This window comes from Streptomyces sp. A 4/2, from assembly GCF_940670765.1.
GTDB lineage: Bacteria > Actinomycetota > Actinomycetes > Streptomycetales > Streptomycetaceae > Streptomyces.
The window spans coordinates 167,753-189,449 of record NZ_CALNVW010000007.1 but is presented as its reverse complement, the minus strand read 5'-3'; the positions used below and the strand labels follow the sequence as shown (position 1 = coordinate 189,449).

Here is a 21,697-nt window from a genome sequence, read left to right as displayed (position 1 = left end):
TCCCCACCATGAATACGTCGCGGGGATCAATTCGGTTCCCGTTCGAGGCGCATGAATCGGTGGTTCACCTGCGCATCAGGGGCGCACGGAAAGGGGGTTGCGCTCCGTCACTACACGGAACGCAACCCCCTTCACTCCCTGATCAGGCGCACTGCGCCCGGAGCCGCAGCCGCACGGGGCCCGAACCTCAGGCGTACTGCGCCCGGAGCCGCGCATGGGACTCGGTAGGCGCCCCGACCTGGTCCAGCCCCAGCAGGGCCGCGCCCAGCACCGGCGACGCCGTCACCACCCGCGGGACCGCCTTCGGCGCCCGCTCGGCCAGCAGCCGCCGGACGACGTCGTCCAACTGTGGGTGCCGCGCCGCCAGTACGCTCCCGCCGAGCAGCACGGGTACCTCCGCGTCGAGCAGGCCGAGCCGGTCGAGCGCCACCACGGCGAGCGCGACGACCTCCTCCGCCTGCCGCTCGACCACCGAGCGCGCGACCGCGTCACCGGCCGCCGCGGTCGCGAAGAGCACCGGGGTCAGCTCGTGCTTGCGCTCGCCCGGGATGCGGCCCAGATGCAGCGCCTCGATCACCGCGTACATCGTCGGCAGCCCGAAATGCGCGGGTACGGCCCTCTCCAGCTCGGTCGGCACGCCGCGCCCGTCCTCGGCCCGCGCCGCATGCCACAGCGCCTCCTCGGCCAGGCCCCCGCCGCCGCCCCAGTCGCCGGATATCCGGCCGATCGCGGGGAAACGCGCGGTCCGTCCGTCGGGCGTCATGCCGACGCAGTTGATGCCCGCGCCGCACACCACGGCCACCCCGAGCGGCTCGTCCACGCCCGCCCGCAGTATGGCGAAGGTGTCGTTGCGCACATCCACCACGGGACCCCAGCCCCGCGCCTCGATGGCCTCGGCCAACTCCCGTTCCTCGACCGGGAGATCCGCATTGGCCAGACAGGCGGAGACGAACGACGCGACCGGCGCCGCAGCGGAGCCCGCTGCACCTCCGACCTCGCCGGGCACCGCCCCGGCCCCGGCTTCCCTGACCGCCGCGTCGACCGCGGTCGCCAGGACGTCGATCGCCGCGTCGATCCCGACCACCGGCGGCTGGAAGCCACCGGCCCGCCCCCTGCCCAGGACGGTGCCGTCCGCCGCGATGACGGCCACGTCCGTCTTGCTGTTGCCGGCATCGATCGCCAGCACACTTGCTGTCACGCCCACGCGAGGTGCTCCCGGTTGTGCGCGACGAGCTGGTCCGTCAGCTCGTCGGCGTACGCGTACTGCCCGATCAGCGGGTGCGCGAGCAGGGCCCGGAAGACCCGGTCCCGGCCGCCGCGCAGCGCGGCTTCCAGGGCGAGGTCCTCGTACGCCGTGACGTTGGCGATCAGACCGGCGTACAGCGGGTCGAGCGCCGGCACGGCCAGCGGCGTGGCGCCGTTCCCGTCCACCGTCGCCTGGACCTCGATCACGGCGTCGTCGGGGAGGAACGGCAGCGTGCCGTTGTTGTACGTGTTGACCACCTGGTACCGGGAGCCCCCCGCGCCGAGCAGCGAGGACGCCAGGTCCACGGCCGCCTCGGAGTAGAACGCGCCGCCCCGCTTGGCGAGCAGCGCGGGCTTCTCGTCCAGCGCCGGGTCGCCGTACATGGTGAGCAGTTCCTTCTCCATCGCGGCCACCTCGGCGGCCCGCGACGGCTTGGTGCGCAGCTCCCGTACGACCTCGTCGTGCGCGTAGAAGTAGCGCAGGTAGTACGAGGGCACCACGCCGAGCCGGTCCACGACCGAGCGCGGCAGATGCAGGTCGTCGGCGATCGCGTCGCCGTGCTCGGCGAGCAGCTTCGGCAGCACGTCCGCGCCCTCGGGACCGCCCAGGCGGACGCCGAGTTCCCAGGTCAGGTGGTTGAGCCCGACGTGGTTGAGGAACACGTCGGACGGCGCGACGTCGAGCTGGGCGGCGAACTTCCGCTGGAAGCCGATGGCGACGTTGCAGAGCCCGACGGCCTTGTGCCCGGCCTGGAGCAGCGCCCGGGTGACGATGCCCACCGGGTTGGTGAAGTCGATGATCCAGGCGTTCGGGTTGGTGCGCCGTACGCGCTCGGCGATGTCGAGCACGACCGGCACCGTGCGCAGCGCCTTGGCGAGGCCGCCGGCCCCGGTCGTCTCCTGCCCGATGCAGCCGCACTCCAGCGGCCAGGTCTCGTCCCGCTGGCGGGCCGCCTGGCCGCCGACGCGCAACTGGAGCAGGACCGCGTCGGCGTCCGCGACGCCCGCGTCCAGGTCCGAGGTCGTCGTGATGACGCCCGGGTGACCCTGCTTGGCGAAGATCCGCCGGGCGAGACCGCCCACCAGTTCGAGGCGGTCGGCCGCGGGGTCCACGAGCACCAGCTCGCTGATCGGCAGCGTGTCCCTCAACCGCGCGAAGCCATCGATGAGTTCGGGGGTGTAGGTGGAACCGCCCCCCACTACTGCGAGCTTCATTTCAGCTAACCCTTCACTCCGGTCAGTGTGACGCCCTCGACAAAGGCCTTCTGTGCGAAGAAGAAGACGAGGATCACGGGGGCCATGACCAGTACGGTCGCGGCCATGGTCAGATTCCAGTCGGTCTGGTGTGCGCCCTTGAAGGAATCCAGGCCGTAGGACAGCGTCCAGGCGGCCGAGTTCTCCGAGGTGTAGATCTGCGGGCCGAAGTAGTCGTTCCAGGCGTAGAAGAACTGGAACAGCGCGACGGCGGCGATCCCCGGCTTGGCCATCGGGACGATGACCTTGAGCAGCGTGCGGAACTCACCGCAGCCGTCGACCTTGGCCGCGTCGATGTACTCGTTCGGGATCGTCAGCAGGAACTGCCGCAGCAGGAAGATGGAGAACGCGTCGCCGAACGCCATCGGGATGATCAGCGGCCAGAGCGTGCCGGACAGGTCCAGCTGCTTCGCCCAGAACAGATACATCGGGATGATGACGACCTGCGGCGGCAGCATCATCATCGAGATGACGAGCATCAGCGACAGGTGCCGCCCGCGGAAGCGGAACTTGGCGAGCGCGTACGCCACGGGCAGCGACGACACCACGGTCAGTACGGTGCCGAGTCCCGCGTACAGCAGGGTGTTCCGCCACCAGGTCAGGAAGCCCGGGGTGTCGAAGACCTTGCGGTAGTTGGACCACTCGAAGGTGTGCGGCCACAGGTCGCGGGTGAGTGTCTGCTGGTCGCTCATCAGCGAGGTCAGGATCACGAAGACGAACGGCAGCACGAAGAAGAGCGCTGCGGCCACGCCCAGGGCGTGCACGGCGATCCAGTGCAGCAGCGTCTTGCGGCGTGCGGTCCGCTCGGCCTCGTCGGCCTGGACACGGATCGACGGGTTGTCGGTGACGTGGGTGGTGAGCTGTGTCATGACGGTCAGTCACCTGCCTGTACGAGCCCGCTGCGGCGCCGCATCAGCAGTGCGGTGAAAGCCATGGCCAGGGCGAAGAGGACGAGCGCGACCACGCACGCGGAGCCGTAGTCGAAGCGCTGGAAGCCGAGCGTGTAGACGAGCTGCGGCAGGGTCAGCGTGGACTTGTCGGGGAAGCCCGGCTGGAACTGCTGCCCGCTGCCGCCGATGATTCCGGAGGCGACCTTCCCCGCCACCAGTGGCTGGGTGTAGTACTGCATCGCCTGGATGATCCCGGTGACCACCGCGAACATGATGATCGGCGAGATGTTCGGCAGCGTCACGAACCGGAAGCGCTGGGTCGCCGAGGCGCCGTCCAGCTCCGCCGCCTCGTACTGCTCCTTCGGTACGTCGAGGAGCGCGGCCATGAAGATCACCATCAGGTCGCCGATGCCCCACACCGCGAGCATGGTGAGCGCGGGCTTCGACCAGGTGGAGTCGGTGAACCAGCCGGGCGTCGGCAGCCCGATGTCGCCGAGGATCGAATTGACCGGCCCGGTACCCGGGTTGAGCAGGAAGACGAAGGCGAGGGTGGCGGCGACCGGCGGCGCCAGGTACGGCAGGTAGAAGAGCGTCCGGAAGACCCCCGCTCCCGTCTTGATCTTCGTGATCAGCATCCCGATGCCGAGACCGAAGACCACCCGGCAGGCGACCATCACGATCACCAGCCAGAGGGTGTTGCGCATCGCGGGCCAGAAGTCCGGATAGTTCGTGAAGACGTAGGTCCAGTTCTGCAGACCGTTGAAGGTGGGCGGTTTGAAGCCGTCGTAGTCCGTGAACGAGAAGTAGACGGTCGAGACCAGCGGGTACACGAAGAAGACGCAGAACCCGATGAGCCAGGGCGACATGAAGGCCGCCGTCCGGAGCGCCGCGCGGCGGCGCTTCGATCGCGGGGTGTACGTGGTCATGGCGAGGTTACTTCGCCTTCTCGATGTCCTTGTCGATCTGCGACGCGGTGTTCTCCAGACCGCCCTTCAGATCCTTCGACTTGCCGGACTCGAAGGCGTATCCGAAGTCCTGGAGCGTCACCTGGTAGGTACCGCCGTTGATCGAGGCGGGCGTGGTGTTCGAGTGCGGGTCCTGCGCGATGTCCAGGAAGGTCTTCAGGCGTGGGTCGAACTTCAGCTTCGGCGACTTGAGGGCGGCCAGCGTGGACGGGACGTTGTGGATGTCGTTGGCGAAGTCCACGACCGCGTCGGTGTCCGTGGTGATGTACTTCACGAACTCCCAGGAGGCGTTCTGCTTCTTGCTGGTCGAGGCGATCCCGACGACCGTGCCGGTGATGTAGCCCTTGCCGTAGCTGTCCTTCTGGTCCGCGGGGACGGGCAGCGGCGCGACGCCGATGTTCACCTTCGACTTGGCGTCCTGGGCCATGCCCAGCCGCCACTCCCCGTCGACCTGCATGGCGACCTGACCGGTCTGGAAAGGATGCTTGGCGCCCCACTCGTTACCGAACGTGGCCCGGAACTTCTCCAGCTTGTCGAACCCGCCGAGCTTCTTCACCAGGTCCTGCTGCCAGGCGAACATCTTCGCGAACGCGGGGTCCGCGGCGACGTTGGACTTGCCCGCCTTGTCGAAGTAGGTGGGGCTCCACTGCGCGACCAGGTGGCTGGGGGTCGACTCGTATCCGTGGAAGGTCGGCATGAAGCCGAGCTGCTGGTACGAGTCGCCCTTGGACTTCGTCAGCGTGACGGCGTCCTTGTCGAACTCGTCCCACGTCGTGGGCGGTTCGGTGATGCCGGCCTTCTCGAACGCGTCCTTGTTGTAGTACAGCGCGTACGCGTCGCTCAGCAGCGGCAGCGTGCAGCGCGTGCCGTCGAACTGCGTGTAGTCCAGGAGCGGCTTGGAGAAGGTGGCGCCGACGTCGATCTTCGACTTGTCGAGGAACGGCTTCAGATCCGCGAAGGCGCCCGACGAGCAGAACTTCCCGACGTTGTCGGTGGTGAAGGAGGAGACGACGTCCGGCGCGTTCGAACCGCCGCCGCGCAGCGCCTGGTTGATCTTGTCGTCGGTCATGTTGCCGACGACCTTGACCTTGATGTTCGGGTGCACCTTCTCGAAGCGGTCGACGTCCGCCTGCATCGCCTTCACTTCGCTGGCGGCGTTCCAGCCGTGCCAGAAGGTGATGGTGGTCTTGGCGTTCGCGTCGTCGGTGGCGCCTCCCGAACTCTGGCCCGTACAGGCCGAGGTGAGCAGGGACATGGACGCGGCAGCGACGGCAGCCGCGGCCAGTCGGCGGTTTCTGGGCATGACGGAATCTCCCTCTGGCGGATCTGGGGCTGAGCGGGGGTGCGGGACGGGCTGAGTGGTGCGGGCGGGTGGTGCGCGGTGGTGCGGTGTGCGGGTGGTGCGGCGCGGGTGTGTGATGCGGGTGGTGCGGTGCGGAGGTCAGTGGGACGAGGTGTCGAAGACGTCGTCGCGGGTGGTGGCGAGCGCACTCTCCAGCGCGCCGCGCAGGACGGGCTTCTCCCGTACGGAACCGAGGACGAGCCGGGGTCGTGAGGCGGCGAGTTCGGCGAGTTCGCTCTGGACGAGTGCGCGCAGCGGCTCCCCGCCGGCCACCATCAGGTCGCCGGAGAGAACCAGCAGTTCGGGGTCGAGCACGGCCACCAGCGAGGCGAGTCCGGTGGCGACCGCCGTGGCGAAGACTTCGAGGAGCCGCCGGTACGGTCCCTCCTCGGCCGCTGCGGCCTCGGTGATCAACCGGCCCGCCATCTCGGTGTGCGAGCCGGGCCCGATGTTCTCGATGCCGAGTTCACCGGCCAGCCGGGCCAGCGCCTGGGACCCCGCGAGCTCCTGGAACCCACCGGCGTTGACCTTGGTCACCTGGCGCACCAGCGGAGCGCCGGGCACCGGCATGAAACCGACCTCGCCCGCGCCGCCGGTGAATCCCCGGTGCAGCCGGCCGCCGAGGACGACGGCCGCGCCGACACCCTCCTCGTTCCACAGCAGGACGAAGTCGTCGTGCCCCCGTGCGGCGCCGAGGCGCTGCTCGGCGATGGCCGCCAGATTGACGTCGTTCTCGTACTCCACGGGCATCGGCAACGCGGCTGCCAGCTCGTCGAGCAGGGTGGGGGAGTGCCAGCCGGGCAGATGGGAGGCGTACCGCAGCTGCCCGGTGTTGGGGTCGAAGGCGCCCGGGGTGCCCACCACCACCCGCCGTACGTCGGCCCGCACCAGACCGGCCGCCTTCGCGGCGCCGTCCAGCGCGTCGGTCACCTGCCGGACGACTCCGGCGCCGCGCCGGCCCGGGGTCACCAGCCGGAACTCGCCCACGGTCCGGCCGGAGATGTCGGCGACGGCGGCCCGGATGCGCTGCGGATTGACGTCGATCCCGGCCGCGTGGGCGGACCGGGCGTTGACCGCGTAGAGCTGGGCGCTGGGACCCGGACGGCCCTCACTGGTCCCGGTGGCCACGACGAGCCCGGCGGCTTCGAGGCGCGCGAGCAGCTGGGAGGCCGTCGGCTTGGAGAGCCCGGTCAGTTTGCCGATCCTGGTGCGGGACAGCGGCCCGTGCTCCAGCAGCAGGTCGAGGGCCGCGCGGTCGTTCATCGCCCGAAGAACCCGCGGAGTCCCCGGAGTCGTTCCACCGGCCATGCCGTACGCACCTGCCCCTCACGCCACTGTTAGGAAACTTTCCAATTCGGTGTGAGGAACGTAGGCCGCAGGTCAGCCGGTCGTCAATGGTCTGTCCCGGTCCGGCAACCAAAGCGTTACCTGGGCAACCGAAATGAGCGCCCCACGTGTCCCGTGGGGCGCTCCTGTGTACGGAGAGTCAACGGCGGGCGCCGACAGGGCGTCCGACCGGGCTACTTCGACAGTTGTTGCGGCGGAATGGGCGACGCGGCGAGCGACTGCGGGGAGGTCGGACTGGCCAGTGCCGAAGGCGCCGACATGGCGGCGGACGGGTCGGCCGCTTCCTCCGGGTCGGCCGCGACCGGGCTGCCCACCACGTGGATGCCCGCAGCGTCCAGGGCGACCTTCAGCCGCCAGCGCAGTTCGCGCTCGACACCCACGGCCTTGCCCGGCATCGTCCGGGCCGAGACCCGGATGACCATCGAGTCGAGGAGCACGGAGTCCAGGCCCAGGATCTCGACCGGGCCCCAGAGCTGTTCGTTCCACGGCTCGGACTTGGCCAGTTCCTGCCCGACCTCGCCGAGCACCTCGCGCAGCCGCTCCAGATCCTCGGTCGGCTTGACGTGGACGTCCACGGCGGCGGTGGCCCAGCCCTGGCTGAGGTTGCCGATCCGCTTGATCTCACCGTTGCGCACGTACCAGATCGCGCCGTTCTCGCCGCGCAGCTTGGTCACCCGCAGGCCGACCTCGATGACCTCGCCGGAGGCCACTCCCGCGTCGATGGTGTCCCCGACGCCGTACTGGTCCTCCATGATCATGAAGACGCCGGAGAGGAAGTCGGTGACGAGATTGCGCGCGCCGAAGCCGATCGCGACACCCGCCACCCCGGCCGACGCCAGCAGTGGCGCCAGGTCGATCTTCAGCGTGGAGAGCACCATCAGGGCGGCGGTGCCCAGGATGACGAACGAGGCCACCGAGCGCAGCACCGAACCGATGGCCTCGGACCGCTGGCGGCGGCGCTCCGCGTTCACCAGGAGACCGCCGAGCGCGGTGCCCTCGACGGCCGTCGCGCTGCGGTTCATGTGCTCTATCAGCCGGGTGAGCATTCGCCGTATGACGACGCGCAGCACCACGGCGATGACGAGGATCAGCACGATGCGCAGACCCACCGAGAGCCAGGTGGCCCAGTTCTGCTGCACCCAGTCGGCGGCATTGGTGGCGGTCTTCTGGGCGTCGCCGAGGGTGTCGGCCGTATCGGGCCGAGAGCTGTCCCCCGCAGCTAGTGACCAGGTCACGGGCATCACGGGCAGGAACCTCCAGGGAAGCGGGCAGAACCTCCACACTAACGGCGCATCGCGGTGAGGCCGCCGCCCTGCGCGACGGAGAGAGGTATCCCACCCGGCGGAGCGCCGGTCCGTGGGCGAAAACACTCCGAGCCCGTTACCTGGCGTTGGTGGCGCTTCGACCAGGCAGGAGGAGAGACTGAGAGCAGATCGTCCCGGCGCGAGCCACGCGCCGCCGGCGTACAAGGAGGCATCCACCGTGCCGCATGTCCTGGTCCTCAACGCGTCGTACGAGCCCCTCGGCGTCGTACCGCTCCGTCGCGCGCTCGTCCTCGTCCTGGAGAACAAGGCAGTCTCCCTGGAGGAATCCGGCGCCTTCATGCACAGTGCCACCTGCATCGTTCCCGCGCCCAGCGTCGTACGGCTGAAGCGGTTCGTCCGGGTCCCGTACCGGGGTCCCGTCCCGCTCACCCGCCGTGCGCTCTTCGCCCGTGACGGCGGGCGCTGCATGTACTGCGGTGGCGTCGCAACCAGCGTCGACCATGTCATTCCGCGCAGTCGCGGCGGGCAGCACCGCTGGGACAATGTGGTGGCCGCGTGCCGCCGGTGCAACCACGTCAAGGCCGACCGTCACCTGCTGGAACTGGGCTGGCGGCTGCGTCACCAGCCCGCCCCGCCGAGCGGGCTCGCCTGGCGCATCATCGGGACCGGGCACCGGGACCCGCGCTGGCTGCCGTACCTGCAGCCCTTCGGCGCGGACGACGCGCTGGCCCGGATCGACGGCGTCTCGGCCTGAGAGGCCGACGGGGGGCCGGCGGGGCTGCCGGGCCGGGCCTTCGTCGCGGCCGGGTGACAGCGCCTCCGTCACCCGGCGCTCGTGCATGTCCGCGTATCCGCGTATCCGCATATCTGCATGTCCGAACACCCCCGCACGGCCGAAGAAGTGTCCACGCGTGTGGCCGGTGTGCCGGAATTGCCCTGACCCCTGGCGGTGTGGACAATTCCGGTGCCGGGGAATGGAATGTGACCCAGCACACGTTGGTGAGACGTGTACGGATGGGGTCGCGCCTGCTGGGTAGGGGCCTGATTCCGACCCATCAGCCGACCTTACGGAGATTCTTGTGGTCGCTTCAGCGCAGCTTCTGCTCTCGGCCCTGTGCAAACCCGTCACGGAGACTGTTCCGGAGCTCCTGCCGGTCCAGATGTCCGACCCCGACGCGAGCACCAGCTCCATGGAACTGCCCCTGACGAGCGAACCACCCCTCTCCGACGTCGCCCCCCTCACCAGCGAGCCGCCGCTCGCCGACGCCACCCCGCTGACCAGTGAGCCCACCGCATACGGAACGGCTGCCGGAATCTGAAGCCGGAGCCTGAACGGGGAGTCCGCATGAGCCTTGCCAGGCTCGCCGCGTTGCACGGAGTCGCCACCTCCTACTCACCTTCCGCGGACGTCACCGTCCCGGTCTCCGACACCACCGTCGTCGCGGTGCTCGCCGCGCTGGACGTCGACGCGTCGACGCCGGAGGCGATCGGCGAGGCTCTCGGCCGCCACGAGGCGGACCTGGCGAGCCGGCTGCTGCCGCCGACCGTGGTGGCCAGGCCCGGGGAGCGGCCCGCCGTGGTGAGCGACCTGCCGCCGGGCAGCACACTGCGGATCGAGACCGAGCAGGGCCGCACGCTCGACAAATGGCAGGAACTGCCCCTCGGCGTACATGAGTTGCACGCCGAGGCGGAGGACGGCCGCACCGCGCGGGCCACCCTCGTCGTCGCGCCCGAGCGGGTGCCGCAGCCACCCGGCCACCGTCACGGCTTCCTCGTGCAGCTCTACTCCCTGCTGTCCGACCGCTCCTGGGGCATGGGTGACCTCGGCGACCTGGCCGAGCTCGCGGCCTGGTCGGGGCGGGTGCACGGCGCCGGATTCGTCCAGGTCAACCCGCTGCACGCGGCGGTGCCCGGCACGCCCACCGACCCCTCGCCCTACCGGCCCTCGTCGCGCCGCTTCCCCGATCCCGTCCATCTGCGCATCGAGGCCGTCCCCGAGTACGCGTACGTGGCGGACCGCAGCCACCTGGAGCGGGGCGCCGCCCTGCGGGACGAGGTCCTCCGGAACGGCGCGCTGATCGACCGCGACGCCGTGTGGGCGCTGAAGAAGGAAGCCCTGGAACTGATCGCCCGGGTGCCGCTCGGACCCGGCCGCCGCGCCGCGTACGCGGACTTCCTCGCCGCCCAGGGCAGACCCCTGGAGGACCACGCCACCTGGTGCGCGCTGGCGGAGGCGCACGGCCCGGACCGGCACGCCTGGCCCGCGGGCCTCCGCGACCCCCGCTCGCGCGAGACAGCCCGCGCCCGCGCCGCGCTCCAGGACCGCGTCGACTTCCACATGTGGCTGGCCTGGCTGACCGACACCCAGCTCGCCGCCGCCCAGCACACCGCGCACGAGGCGGGCATGGACATCGGTCTGGTCCACGACCTGGCCGTCGGCGTGCACCCGGGCGGCTCCGATGCCTGGGCGCAGCAGGACGCCTTCGCCTCCGGCATGTCGGTCGGCGCCCCGCCGGACGCCTTCAACGCCCGGGGGCAGGACTGGGGCCTGCCGCCCTGGCGCCCCGACGCCCTGGCCGCGTCCGGGTACGCACCCTTCCGCGGGCTGCTCCGCGGCATCCTGCGCAACGCGGGCGCCCTGCGCATCGACCATGTGATGGGGCTCTTCCGGCTCTGGTGGGTACCGGAGGGCGACGATCCCACCACTGGAACATATGTCCGTTACGACGCCGACGCGATGCTCGCCGTCCTCGCCCTGGAGGCCCACCGCGCGGGCGCCGTGGTGATCGGCGAGGACCTCGGAACGGTCGAGCCCGGAGTGCGTGAGGCCCTGTCACGGCGGGGCGTGCTGGGCACCTCCGTGCTCTGGTTCGAGCGCGACTGGAGCGGTACGGGGCGCCCGCTGGCCCCGGCGGAATGGCGGGAGGAGTGCGTGGCCACGGCCACCACCCACGATCTGCCGTCCACCGCGGCCCGGTTGACCGGCGAGCACGTCGAACTGCGCCACCGGCTGGGGTTGCTGACCCACCCGCTCGGCCAGGAGCAGGCCGAGGACAAGGCGGAGACCGCCGAGTGGCTCGGATACCTCTCCCGGCTGGGCCTGCTGCCCGAGGGCTCCGGCGACGAGGAGGGCGAGGTCCGCGCGGTCTACCGCTTCCTGCTGCGCACCCCGGCCCGGATGACCGGTATCTGGCTGCCGGACGCGGTGGGCGACCGGCGCCCGCAGAATCTGCCCGGCACCTGGGACGAATACCCCAACTGGCGCCTGCCGGTTGCCGACGCGCACGGACGGCCCGTCACCCTGGAGGAAGTGGCGGCCTCCCCCCGGCTGCACCGCCTGATGGCTGAGTTCGCGGCGCGTACGGGACCCCCGGGCGCGCGGGCCACAAGGCCGTTCGCTACGTTTGCTCCGTGGACAAGAAGAACGCCCTGCGCGCCGGAGCCGTAGCAGCCGGTACGACGCTGATGATGCTGCTCATGTCGTCCCCCGCGCTCGCGCTCACGCGCGACGACGGCGACGACCCCGGTCCCGGCCTCAGTGTGATCGACACGGTCGGCCTCTTTGTGATCACGCCGCTCCTTCTGTTCGGGATCATCGCCGGACTGGTGATGGTGCTCGACAAGTCCCGCAAGAAGGCCTGACACCTCGCACGTCACTGATGCTGCGGAGCCGCCCGGGGCGACTCCGCAGCATCTCTGTGTCCGGGGCCCCCGCGAGCGGTGCGGGTAGGTTGCGGGCATGACCGAGTGGGACATCAGGAAGCTGCAGATCCTCCGCACCCTGAACGAGCGCGGGACCGTGACCGCCACGGCCGAGGCGCTCCGGATGACCCCGTCGGCCGTCTCCCAGCAGCTCTCCAACCTGGCCAGGCAGCTCGGCGTACCGCTGCTCGTGGCACACGGCAGGCGGGTCAGGCTGACCGACGCGGCCCAGCTCGTCCTCCGGCACGCCGAGGCGGTCTTCGCCCAGCTGGAGCGCGCGGACGCGGAGCTGGCCGGATACCTCCAGGGCGAGGCGGGCGAGGTCCGGGTGGGCGCCTTCTCCACGGCGGTCCCCGCCCTGGTCGTGCCCGCCGTCGCCGCGCTGCGGCTCAGCAGCCCGGAGCTGGACGTCCGGGTACGGGAGGCGGAGGCGGCCGAGGCGTACACCCTGCTGTCGGGCGGTGAGGTCGATCTGGCCCTCTCGCTGGCCGCGCACGCCCCGACGGCCCGGGACCCGCGCTTCACCCGGATACCGCTGCTGGCGGATCCGCTCGATGTCGCGCTGCCCGCCGGCCACCCGCTCGCCGCCGCCGAGGGGCTGCGGCTGGCGGATCTCTCCGGTGAGCCATGGATCTTCGGGGGCAGCGGTCCCTGGTCGGAGATCACCACGGCTGCCTGCGAGGCCGCCGGGTTCGTTCCCGAACAGGCCCACAGCGCCGCGGGCTGGACGGCGATCCTGGCCATGGTGGAAGCGGGCATGGGGGTCGCGCTGGTGCCGAGGATGGCCGCGGCGGAGCGCCGTACGGGGGTGGTCACCCGGGTGCTGAGCGCCGACCAGCCGCAGCGCCATGTGATCGCGGCGGTCCGGCGCGGGGCCGAGGAGGGCGCCGCGGTGGGCCGGGTGCTCGACGCGCTGCGCGAGGTGGCGGCCGTTCGTAGGAACGTTCAGAATTCCTGAAAGAATCCTGCGGAAACTTTCGATGGACGCGATCGGTGTGCAGGGGTGACAGTCGACTCATGACTTCCACCGACGCAGCGAACGCCCAGGACCCGCACGCGAACGACGCCGCCCCGTACGGCGGCGGCGACCCGTACGCCGACTACCGGGTCGGGGACTTCCCCTTCACCGAACTCGTGGACCTGGCGGACCGCCGCCTCGGTGCGGGTGTCGTCGCCGCCAACGACGAGTTCTTCGCCGAGCGCGAGAACCTGCTCGTCCGCGAGCGCGCCGTCTTCGACCCCGAGCGCTTCGGCCACAAGGGCAAGATCATGGACGGCTGGGAGACCCGCCGCCGGCGTGGCACCGCCGAGGCCCCGTTCCCCGCGCCCGGGGAGCACGACTGGGCGCTGGTACGGCTCGGCGCCCCCGGCGTCATCCGCGGGATCATCGTCGACACCGCCCACTTCCGCGGCAACTACCCGCAGCGCGTCTCGGTCCAGGCCGCGGCCGTCGAGGGCTCCCCGAGTCCGGAGGAACTGCTCGCCGACGACGTGAAGTGGGAGGAGATCGTCCCGGAGACCCCCGTACGCGGCCACGCCGCCAACGGCTTCGAGATCACCGACGACCGCCGCTGGACCCACGTCCGGCTCTGCCAGCACCCCGACGGCGGTGTCGCCCGGCTCCGGGTGCACGGCGAGGTCGTCCCCGACCCGGCGTGGCTGGAGCTGCTCTCCACCGTCGACCTGATCTCGGTGCTCAACGGCGGTACCTACGAGGACGCGTCGGACCGCTTCTACTCCTCGCCGACCCAGATCATCCTGCCCGGCACCTCCCGCAAGATGGACGACGGCTGGGAGAACCGCCGCCGCCGGGTCCGCCACACCAACGACTGGGTGCGGTTCCGGCTGGCCGCCCAGGGCGCCGTGCGCGCCGTCGAGATCGACACGGCCTATCTGAAGGGCAACGCGGCGGGCTGGATCGCGCTCAGCGGGCGCGACGGCGAGACGGGCGAGTGGTTCGAGATCCTGCCGCGCACCCGGCTCCAGCCCGACACCTCGCACCGCTTCCCGCTGGACACCGAGGCGGTCGTCACGCACGTACGCCTGGACGCCTTCCCGGACGGCGGTGTGGCGAGGATGCGGCTGCACGGGACGTTCACCGCGGCGGGTATCGCGGAGCTGCGCAGCCGCTACTGAGCTGCACTGCTGCTGACCAGGACAGCTGACCAGGACAGCTGACCAGGACAGCTTCAGGACAGCTGAACAGGACGGACAGGGGCGGGTGCGGAACGGTCCCGGGGGAACCGTTCCGCACCCGCCCCGGCGTCGTTACGCCGTCGCCGCACCCGCGTCGGCGGCCTGCGCCCGGAGCGCCCGCTCCACGCCGGACCGCGACTCGGAGATCAACCGCCGCAGCGCGGCGCTCGGTTCGGCCGAGGCCAGCCACGTGTCGGTGGCGTCCAGCGTCTCCTGCGACACCTGGAGCGACGGGTAGAGACCCACCGCGACCTGCTGGGCCATCTCGTGGCTGCGGGAGTCCCAGACCTTCTTGACCGCCGCGAAGTACTTCTCCGTGTACGGGGCGAGCAGCTCGCGCTGGTCGGTCTGCACGAAGCCCCCGATGACCGCTTCCTGCACGGCGTTGGGCAGCTGGTCCGACTCGACGACGGAGGCCCAGGCCTCCGCCTTCGCGGCCTCCGTCGGACGCGCGGCACGGGCGCTCGCTGCGTGCCGCTCACCCGCCGAGGTCCGGTCACGCACCAGCTCGCCGGCGATCTCCTCCTCGTCGAACCGCCCGACAGCGGCCAGCCGGTGGACGAACGCCCAGCGCAGCTCGGTGTCGACGGCCAGCCCCTCGACCGACTCGGTGCCTTCGAGCAGCCCGACCAGCAGATCGAGCTGGAGCGGCGTACGCGCCGTATCGGCGAAGGCACGCGCCCACGCCAGCTGGTGGTCGCTGCCCGCGTCGGAGGACCGCAGGTGCGCCAGCGTCGCGTCGGTCCACCGGGTCAGCCCCGCCTCGCGCCCGGCCGGGTCCGCGTACAGGTCCAGCGCCATCTTCACCTGACGGTGCAGCGACTGGACGACGCCGATGTCCGTCTCCTTGGAGATGCCGGAGAGGACGAGCGCCAGGTAGTCACGGGTGGCGAGCTCGCCGTCGCGGGTCATGTCCCAGGCGGAGGCCCAGGACAGCGCGCGCGGCAGCGACTCGGTGAAGTCCCCGAGGTGCGCGGTGACGACCCGCAGCGACTCCTCGTCCAGGCGCACCTTGGCGTACGACAGGTCGTCGTCGTTGAGCAGGATCACCGCGGGGCGCGGCGTGTTCGGCGGGAACGGCACCTCGGTGCGCTCGCCGTCCACGTCCAGCTCGATGCGGTTCGTACGGACGAGCTTGCCGCTCCCGTCCAGGTCGTAGCAGCCGATCGCGATGCGGTGCGGGCGCAGCGTCGGCTCGCCCTTGGCGCCGGCGGGCAGCGCGGGCGCCTCCTGCCGCACGGCGAACGAGGTGACATGACCGGCGCCGTCGACCTCGATCTCCGGGCGCAGGATGTTGATCCCCGCGGTCTCCAGCCACGCCTTCGACCAGGCCTTCAGGTCACGCCCGGAGGTCTTCTCCAGTGCGCCCAGCAGGTCGGAGAGCCGGGTGTTGCCGAAGGCGTGCTGCTTGAAGTACGCCTGCACGCCCTGGAAGAACGCGTCCATCCCGACGTAGGCGACGAGCTGCTTGAGCACCGAGGCGCCCTTGGCGTACGTGATGCCGTCGAAGTTGACCAGGACGTCGTCCAGGTCGGTGATGTCGGCCATGATCGGGTGCGTGGAGGGCAGCTGGTCCTGGCGGTAGGCCCAGGTCTTCATCGAGTTGGCGAACGTCGTCCACGACTGCGGCCACTTCGAACCCGGCGCGTACGCCAGGCAGGCGATCGAGGTGTACGTGGCGAACGACTCGTTCAGCCACAGGTCGTTCCACCACTCCATGGTGACGAGGTCGCCGAACCACATGTGCGCGAGCTCGTGCAGGATCGTCTCGGCGCGCGTCTCGTAGGCCGCGTCGGTGACCTTGGAACGGAACACGTACTGGTCGCGGATGGTCACCGCGCCCGCGTTCTCCATGGCCCCGGCGTTGAACTCCGGCACGAAGAGCTGGTCGTACTTGGCGAACGGGTAGTCGTAGTCGAACTTCTCCTGGAACCAGTCGAAGCCCTGCCGCGTGACGTCGAAGATCGCGTCGGAGTCCAGGAACTCGGCCAGCGAGGGGCGGCAGTAGATGCCGAGGGGGACGGACTTCCCGTCCTTCTCGTAGCTGCTGTGCACCGAGTGGTACGGACCGACGATCAGCGCGGTGATGTACGTCGAGATGCGCGGCGTCGGCTCGAACCGCCAGACGTGGTCCTCGGGTTCCGGCGTCGGCGAGTTGGAGATCACGGTCCAGCCCTGCGGGGCCTTCACGGTGAACTGGAAGGTCGCCTTCAGGTCGGGCTGCTCGAAGCTGGCGAAGACCCGCCGCGCGTCCGGGACCTCGAACTGCGTGTAGAGGTACGCCTGGTCGTCGACCGGGTCGACGAAGCGGTGCAGCCCCTCACCGGTGTTGGTGTACGCGCAGTCGGCGACGACCCGCAGCTCGTTCTCCCCGGCGAGCAGCCCGGACAGCGCGATCCGCGAGTCCTGGAAGACCGCGGAGGCGTCCAGCGCCTCGCCGTTCAGTACCACTTCGTGCACCGCGGGCGCGACCAGGTCGATGAAGGTGGCGGCCCCGGCCTCGGCGGACTCGAAGCGCACGGTGGTCGCGGACCGGTAGGTGCCACCCTCCTGCGCCCCGCTCAGATCGAGGTCGATCGTGTACGCGTCCACGGTGAGCAGGCGCGCCCGCTCCTGCGCCTCTTCGCGGGTCAGATTCGTGCCAGGCACCTGGGATCTCCTCGGCCTCGGTATGGAACGTTTCCCGTCATCCTTCCACGCGTGGAGCCGCGGCCGGTGGGGACCTTCCCTCAGCACGGTGCCGCCGCAGCGCCTGCCCGAGCGGGACACGGCACTGCGGCGGCACCTGGGCCTGTGCGGCGGCGGGATTCAGATGGGGCTCAGCCCTGGAGTTCCGCGGCCACCAGCTCCGCGATCTGGACGGCGTTCAGCGCCGCGCCCTTGCGGAGGTTGTCGTTGGAGACGAAGAGGGCGAGGCCGTTCTCCACGGTCTCGTCCCGGCGGATCCGGCCCACGTACGCGGGGTCGGAACCGGCCGCCTGGAGCGGGGTGGGGATCTCGGAGACCTCCACGCCCGGCGCCTCCGCCAGCAGCTCGTAGGCCCGCTCCACCGACAGCGGGCGCGCGAAGCGGGCGTTGATCTGGAGGGAGTGTCCGGAGAAGACCGGGACCCGGACGCAGGTGCCGGAGACCTTCAGCTCCGGGATCTCCAGGATCTTGCGGGACTCGTTGCGGAGCTTCTGCTCCTCGTCCGTCTCGAAGGAACCGTCGTCGACGATCCCACCGGCCAGCGGCAGCACGTTGAAGGCGATCGGGCGCTTGTAGACGGCGGGTTCGGGGAAGTCCACCGCGCCGCCGTCGTGGGTCAGCCGGTCCGCGTCGGTGATCACCTTGGACGCCTGGCCGTGCAGTTCGGCGACACCGGACAGACCCGAGCCGGAGACGGCCTGGTAGGTGGCGACGACCAGCGCTTCGAGACCGGCCTCGGTGTGCAGCGGGCGCAGCACGGGCATGGCGGCCATGGTCGTGCAGTTCGGGTTGGCGATGATGCCCTTGGGGCGGTGCGCGATCGCGTGCGGGTTGACCTCGGAGACCACCAGCGGCACTTCCGGGTCGAGGCGCCAGGCGGACGAGTTGTCGATCACGACGGCGCCCTGGGCGGCGACCTTCTCGGCGAGCACCTTCGAGGTGGCGCCACCGGCGGAGAAGAGCACGATGTCCAGGCCCGAGTAGTCGGCCGTCGACGCGTCCTCGACGGTGATGCCCTTGCTCTGCCAGGCGAGCGTGGTGCCCGCGGAGCGCGCGGAGGCGAACAGCCGCAGCTCGGTGACCGGGAAGTTCCGCTCGGCGAGGATCTTCCGCATGACTGTGCCGACCTGACCGGTGGCTCCGACGATTCCGACCCTCACGGTGACTCCTCCGTACTCGCCGCGCACCTGCTGCGCGTCACTTTCGGCCATGGGTGGCCGCCCCATGATGCGTATGACCGACTGCACCTTGTCCAATCCATTGTCCGGGGAACGGACGGTACGGACCAGTACGGCCGGCGCGGGCCGGCCCGGAACGGCGCGGACCGGCACGGAAAACGGGGCAGGCACCGGATCTACGGCGCCTGCCCCGCTCCCCTTCCGCTCACACGTCAGTGCACGCGCTTACGGTGTGACCTTCGCGATCTGGACGCTGCCGGTCCCCGCCACCGTGCCGCGGGCGTTCAGCAGCTGCACCTGGCCGAAGAACTCGCGCCCCTCGGGAGCCGCGCCCGCGGCGATGATCCGGGCGCCGACCCCGGTCGAGGCCCCGGCGGGCAGCTTCACGGCCTTGGTCTCGTCGACCTCGACCGTGCCGAGCGACGGCGCGAAGTACACATCGCGGTAGTCGTACGACGTGGACCCGGCGGGCACCGCGTACGCGTCCACCTCGATGGTGTACGTACCGGCGGCCGGCTTCAGCAGGCTGACCGACTCCTCGGAGCCGCCGGTCGCGGACGAGCCGACCTGCGTGGCGCCCTTGTAGACGTAGAGGTCCAGGTCCGCGCCGGTGTCCGAGGTGTGGCCGATGGCCACGTCGAGACGGTCGACGCCCGCACCGATGGTGACCGTGGTGGTGCGGGTCGCGCCCTGCTCGATCGTCGGGGTGTCGCTCTTCGACGACCCCAGCGGGCCGCCCTTCAGCGTGCCGTCGATGGCGGCGAAGCCGTTGCCGACCTTCCACTCGACCGGGGCCGGGGTGCCGACCTTCACCTCGGGGAGGGTCTGGACGGCCGGGTCGAAGGCGGCACCGAGCAGCGCCACGTCCAGCTTGTACGGATTGTCGAGGTAGGGCGAGGTACGACGGGCCTCGACCTCGATCTCCCAGACGCCCGGCGCCGGGTCCGCGTACGAGCGCAGGTCCGGACGGCAGGTGTTCGCCGGGTTGTCGTAGTTCGGGTAGCAGCTGGGCGTCCCGGTGTCGTCGACGGCCACACCGTAGGGGTGGATCGAGATGAACCGGGTCTGGCTGCCCGAGCGCAGGGCGCCCATGCCGACCTCGAGGGCCTTCGCGCCCTCCGGCACCGTCACGAAGTACGACGTGGTGCTGTTGCGCTGCACCGAGCCGGAGGCCGTGAAGGTGTACGAGGGCTTCGCCAGCGGCTTGGCGACGATCACGGTCGCCAGGATCTGCTGGTCCACGCCCAGGGTGTTCTTGTCGTCGAGCTGCAGGATGGCGCTGTGCACCCCGGCCGACGCGGGCTTCGCCTGGACCTTGACGGTCACCGGCTTCCCCAGCGGCAGGGCCACCTGGCCGGAGCCGGTCAGCTTGAAGGTGCCGTCGTTGTTCTTGAGCGAGACCTTGTGCGTGACGGCCTTGTCCGGCCCGGTGGTCCGGACGACGGTGACCGGGTACGTCTTCGTCTGCCCGGCCTTCAGCCCGCCCTCACGGTCGTAGATGCCGGTGCCGAAGCCGGGCGTCTTCAGCGCGTAGCTGAGCGCGGTGTCGACCGGCGCCTTGACGGTGTACTCGTGCGCGGCGGCCCGGTGGCCCTTCGCGCCCTTCGTGATCTGGTCCCAGGCGCCGACGATGTTGATCAGGCCCGCACCCTCGGCGTGCGCCGGGACGCCCTTGATGTGGGTGGCGGTGCTGGTCAGCGCGGTCCGCAGATCGGCCGGGGGCAGCTCGATGTGCTTCTGCTTCGCCGCCGACAGCAGCAGCGCGCTCGCGCCGGTGGCCTGCGGGGAGGCCATCGAGGTGCCCTGGAGCATCGAGTAACCGGCGGGCAGTGCGTAGCCCGCCTCCTTCACCGGGGAGCCGGGCAGCCAGGTCTGGGTGGAGTTGATGGCGGCGCCGGGCGCGGAGAGCGTCGGTGTGAAGCCGCCGTCCTCCCGCGGGCCGCGCGAGGAGAACGGCATCATGTCGTTCTTCTTCGTCACGCCGGACCCGTAGTTCGCGGCCCAGGTCTCCTTGGAGATGGTCGCGCCGACGGAGATCACGTGGTCGGCCAGGCCCGGGTCACCGATGGTGTTGAGGCCGGGCCCCTCGTTGCCCGCCGAGATGACCAGCTGGACGCCGTAGGTGTCGATGAGGCGCTTGTACAGCTCGTCGCGGGCGCTGCTGCCGTCGTTGAGCGCGGGCAGACCGCCGATCGACATGTTCACGATGTCCACGCCGCGGTTGACGACGAGGTCCATCATGCCCTCGGTGAGCGCGACGTTGGTGCAGCCGCCGCTCCAGGTGCAGGCGCGCGAGGAGACGATCTTCGCGCCGGGCGCGGCACCGTTCATCTTCCCGCCGAACAGGCCGTTGGCCGCGGTGATGCCCGCGACGTGGGTGCCGTGCTCGGACTGGATGACGCCGATGTTGACGTAGTCGGAGGTGTCCCCGGCCGCGTCGTGGACGACGTTCTTGCGGATCTCGACGACGAACGGGACGCGCTCGGCTACCTGCGTCGCCGGGTCGTCCTTGCCGAAGTAGCCGACCTGGAACGTGTCCTTGTACGGCTTCATCGCGACGTCGTCGGTGAAGTCGCCGTTGTCGTTCAGGTCCACGCGCACGGTCCCGGCCACCGGGTCGTACAGCACGCCCCAGGTGTCGGTGGTGTCGCCGTCCCGGTTCAGGTCGCCCGCCTCGTCACCGCCGACGGTGACCTTCTCGGCGAAGAGCTTGAACTGGTACGAACCGGCCGGGGCCTTCCAGGTGCGGCCCTCCGCGGTGAAGACCGAACCCTTCACCGGGCTGTTCATCCGCAGCCAGGTGCCGTCGCCGTCACCCACCGGGTCGGTGGACGTCACCCAGTCGACGACCTTGCGCTCGCCGGTGCTGGTCTTCTGCAGCGCCGGGTGGCCCAGGTCGACGCCCGAGTCGAGGATGCCGATGGTCACGCCGCGGCCGTCGGACTTCGGGTGCTGCTTCACGAAGTCCACCGCGCCCGTCTCGAAGGACGGGTTGTACGGGTTCCTGGCGGGCGTGTTCCTGCCCGGCGCCGCGTAGGTCCCGGTCGTCGCCTTGGACTTGGCGCCCTTCGCGGTGTCCCCGGCCGGTGTCGGGTCGTCCAGCTGGATCTCCTGCTTGAGGTCGATCCCGTGGACGGAGGAGAGCTTCTCGGCCGCCTTGATGGCGGAGCCCGCCCGGGGGGTGGGCAGTGTCGCCCGTACGTAGCCCAGCTTGTCGTCGGTCCTGCCGACGACCGCGCCGGGGACGCCGTCGAACTGCTTGCGCACCTGCGCGGTGGCGCCCGGCGCGGTGGCGACCATCACCGTGACGGACTTGGTGCCCTCCGCCTCGGCCTGGCCGAGCAGTTGCGCGTCGGCCGCGCCGAGCTTGCCGGAAGTGGCCCCTGCGGACTTGACGGACTTCACCGGGGACGGTGCGGGACCGTCCTGACCTGCGGCGAACGCGGGCCCGGCGGCCGAGGCGGCCAGGGCGAGCACCACGCCCGCAGCAGCGGCGACACGGGCCGTGCGTCTTGCCCGGGTTATGGAGCCGGGGAATTCGAGGGTCATCTGCATCCCTGATTTGTGGAAGAAATGGTCCGTTATTCGGAGCATGATGACCGGAGCTTTACCTAAGTGACAGCTT

16 protein-coding genes are annotated in these 21,697 nt (G+C 70.5%); 6 read left to right on the top strand and 10 right to left on the bottom strand.

Annotation, left to right across the window (positions count from 1 at the left end):
• Nucleotides 1-187 precede the first annotated feature (187 nt).
• The 7 genes from NBY69_RS04805 to NBY69_RS04775 form a co-directional block, all read right to left on the bottom strand.
• Nucleotides 188-1,204, bottom strand: a complete 1,017-nt coding sequence (locus NBY69_RS04805; protein WP_250298466.1) for an N-acetylglucosamine kinase — start codon at nucleotides 1,202-1,204, stop codon at nucleotides 188-190.
• Entirely contained in the window at nucleotides 1,195-2,460 is a 1,266-nt protein-coding gene (locus tag NBY69_RS04800; protein ID WP_250298465.1) for a 6-phospho-beta-glucosidase, read from the bottom strand. The genes NBY69_RS04805 and NBY69_RS04800 overlap by 10 nt, the downstream gene beginning before the upstream one ends.
• A 5-nt stretch (nucleotides 2,461-2,465) precedes the next feature.
• Nucleotides 2,466-3,368 (bottom strand): carbohydrate ABC transporter permease, encoded by a 903-nt coding sequence (locus NBY69_RS04795; protein WP_250298464.1) that lies wholly within the window; start codon nucleotides 3,366-3,368, stop codon nucleotides 2,466-2,468.
• 5 nt (nucleotides 3,369-3,373) lie between these two features.
• A complete protein-coding gene (locus NBY69_RS04790) occupies nucleotides 3,374-4,315 on the bottom strand; it encodes a carbohydrate ABC transporter permease (RefSeq protein ID WP_250298463.1) in 942 nt (313 codons plus the stop codon).
• 7 nt (nucleotides 4,316-4,322) lie between these two features.
• Complete coding sequence (locus NBY69_RS04785) at nucleotides 4,323-5,657, bottom strand: ABC transporter substrate-binding protein (RefSeq protein ID WP_250298462.1); 1,335 nt, start codon at nucleotides 5,655-5,657, stop codon at nucleotides 4,323-4,325.
• Between the two features lie 138 nt (nucleotides 5,658-5,795).
• A complete protein-coding gene (locus NBY69_RS04780) occupies nucleotides 5,796-7,004 on the bottom strand; it encodes an ROK family transcriptional regulator (RefSeq protein ID WP_250298461.1) in 1,209 nt (402 codons plus the stop codon).
• A gap of 212 nt (nucleotides 7,005-7,216) precedes the next feature.
• Nucleotides 7,217-8,284 (bottom strand): mechanosensitive ion channel family protein, encoded by a 1,068-nt coding sequence (locus tag NBY69_RS04775; protein ID WP_250298460.1) that lies wholly within the window; start codon nucleotides 8,282-8,284, stop codon nucleotides 7,217-7,219.
• Between the two features lie 241 nt (nucleotides 8,285-8,525).
• Here NBY69_RS04775 and NBY69_RS04770 point away from each other — a divergent pair, with 241 nt between their 5' ends.
• The 6 genes from NBY69_RS04770 to alc all read left to right on the top strand — a co-directional run bounded on the left by NBY69_RS04770 (nucleotide 8,526) and on the right by alc (nucleotide 14,146).
• Nucleotides 8,526-9,062 (top strand): HNH endonuclease, encoded by a 537-nt coding sequence (locus NBY69_RS04770; protein ID WP_250298459.1) that lies wholly within the window; start codon nucleotides 8,526-8,528, stop codon nucleotides 9,060-9,062.
• A 325-nt stretch (nucleotides 9,063-9,387) separates the two neighbouring features.
• Nucleotides 9,388-9,627: a hypothetical protein gene (locus tag NBY69_RS04765; protein ID WP_250298458.1), complete on the top strand. Its 240-nt coding sequence runs from the start codon at nucleotides 9,388-9,390 to the stop codon at nucleotides 9,625-9,627.
• 26 nt (nucleotides 9,628-9,653) lie between these two features.
• The gene (gene malQ, locus NBY69_RS04760; protein WP_250298457.1) at nucleotides 9,654-11,756 is read left to right on the top strand and encodes a 4-alpha-glucanotransferase; all 2,103 of its coding nucleotides are present in this window, start codon (nucleotides 9,654-9,656) and stop codon (nucleotides 11,754-11,756) included.
• Nucleotides 11,720-11,950 (top strand): hypothetical protein, encoded by a 231-nt coding sequence (locus NBY69_RS04755; protein ID WP_250298456.1) that lies wholly within the window; start codon nucleotides 11,720-11,722, stop codon nucleotides 11,948-11,950. Before malQ ends, NBY69_RS04755 begins: the two co-directional genes overlap by 37 nt.
• Before the next feature lie 97 nt (nucleotides 11,951-12,047).
• On the top strand, nucleotides 12,048-12,968 hold the full coding sequence (locus NBY69_RS04750; protein ID WP_250298455.1) for a LysR family transcriptional regulator: 921 nt from the start codon (nucleotides 12,048-12,050) through the stop codon (nucleotides 12,966-12,968).
• 59 nt (nucleotides 12,969-13,027) lie between these two features.
• Entirely contained in the window at nucleotides 13,028-14,146 is a 1,119-nt protein-coding gene (gene alc / locus NBY69_RS04745) for an allantoicase (protein WP_250298454.1), read from the top strand.
• A gap of 132 nt (nucleotides 14,147-14,278) precedes the next feature.
• Here the strand turns inward: alc and pepN are convergent, their stop codons facing one another.
• The 3 genes from pepN to NBY69_RS04730 all read right to left on the bottom strand — a co-directional run bounded on the left by pepN (nucleotide 14,279) and on the right by NBY69_RS04730 (nucleotide 21,627).
• Nucleotides 14,279-16,855 carry an aminopeptidase N gene (gene pepN, locus NBY69_RS04740; protein ID WP_250298453.1) on the bottom strand — a complete coding sequence of 859 codons (2,577 nt, stop codon included), beginning with the start codon at nucleotides 16,853-16,855 and terminating at the stop codon, nucleotides 14,279-14,281.
• 170 nt (nucleotides 16,856-17,025) lie between these two features.
• Nucleotides 17,026-18,054 (bottom strand): aspartate-semialdehyde dehydrogenase, encoded by a 1,029-nt coding sequence (locus tag NBY69_RS04735; RefSeq protein ID WP_250298550.1) that lies wholly within the window; start codon nucleotides 18,052-18,054, stop codon nucleotides 17,026-17,028.
• A 243-nt stretch (nucleotides 18,055-18,297) separates the two neighbouring features.
• The gene (locus NBY69_RS04730; protein WP_250298452.1) at nucleotides 18,298-21,627 is read right to left on the bottom strand and encodes a S8 family serine peptidase; all 3,330 of its coding nucleotides are present in this window, start codon (nucleotides 21,625-21,627) and stop codon (nucleotides 18,298-18,300) included.
• Nucleotides 21,628-21,697 lie beyond the last annotated feature (70 nt).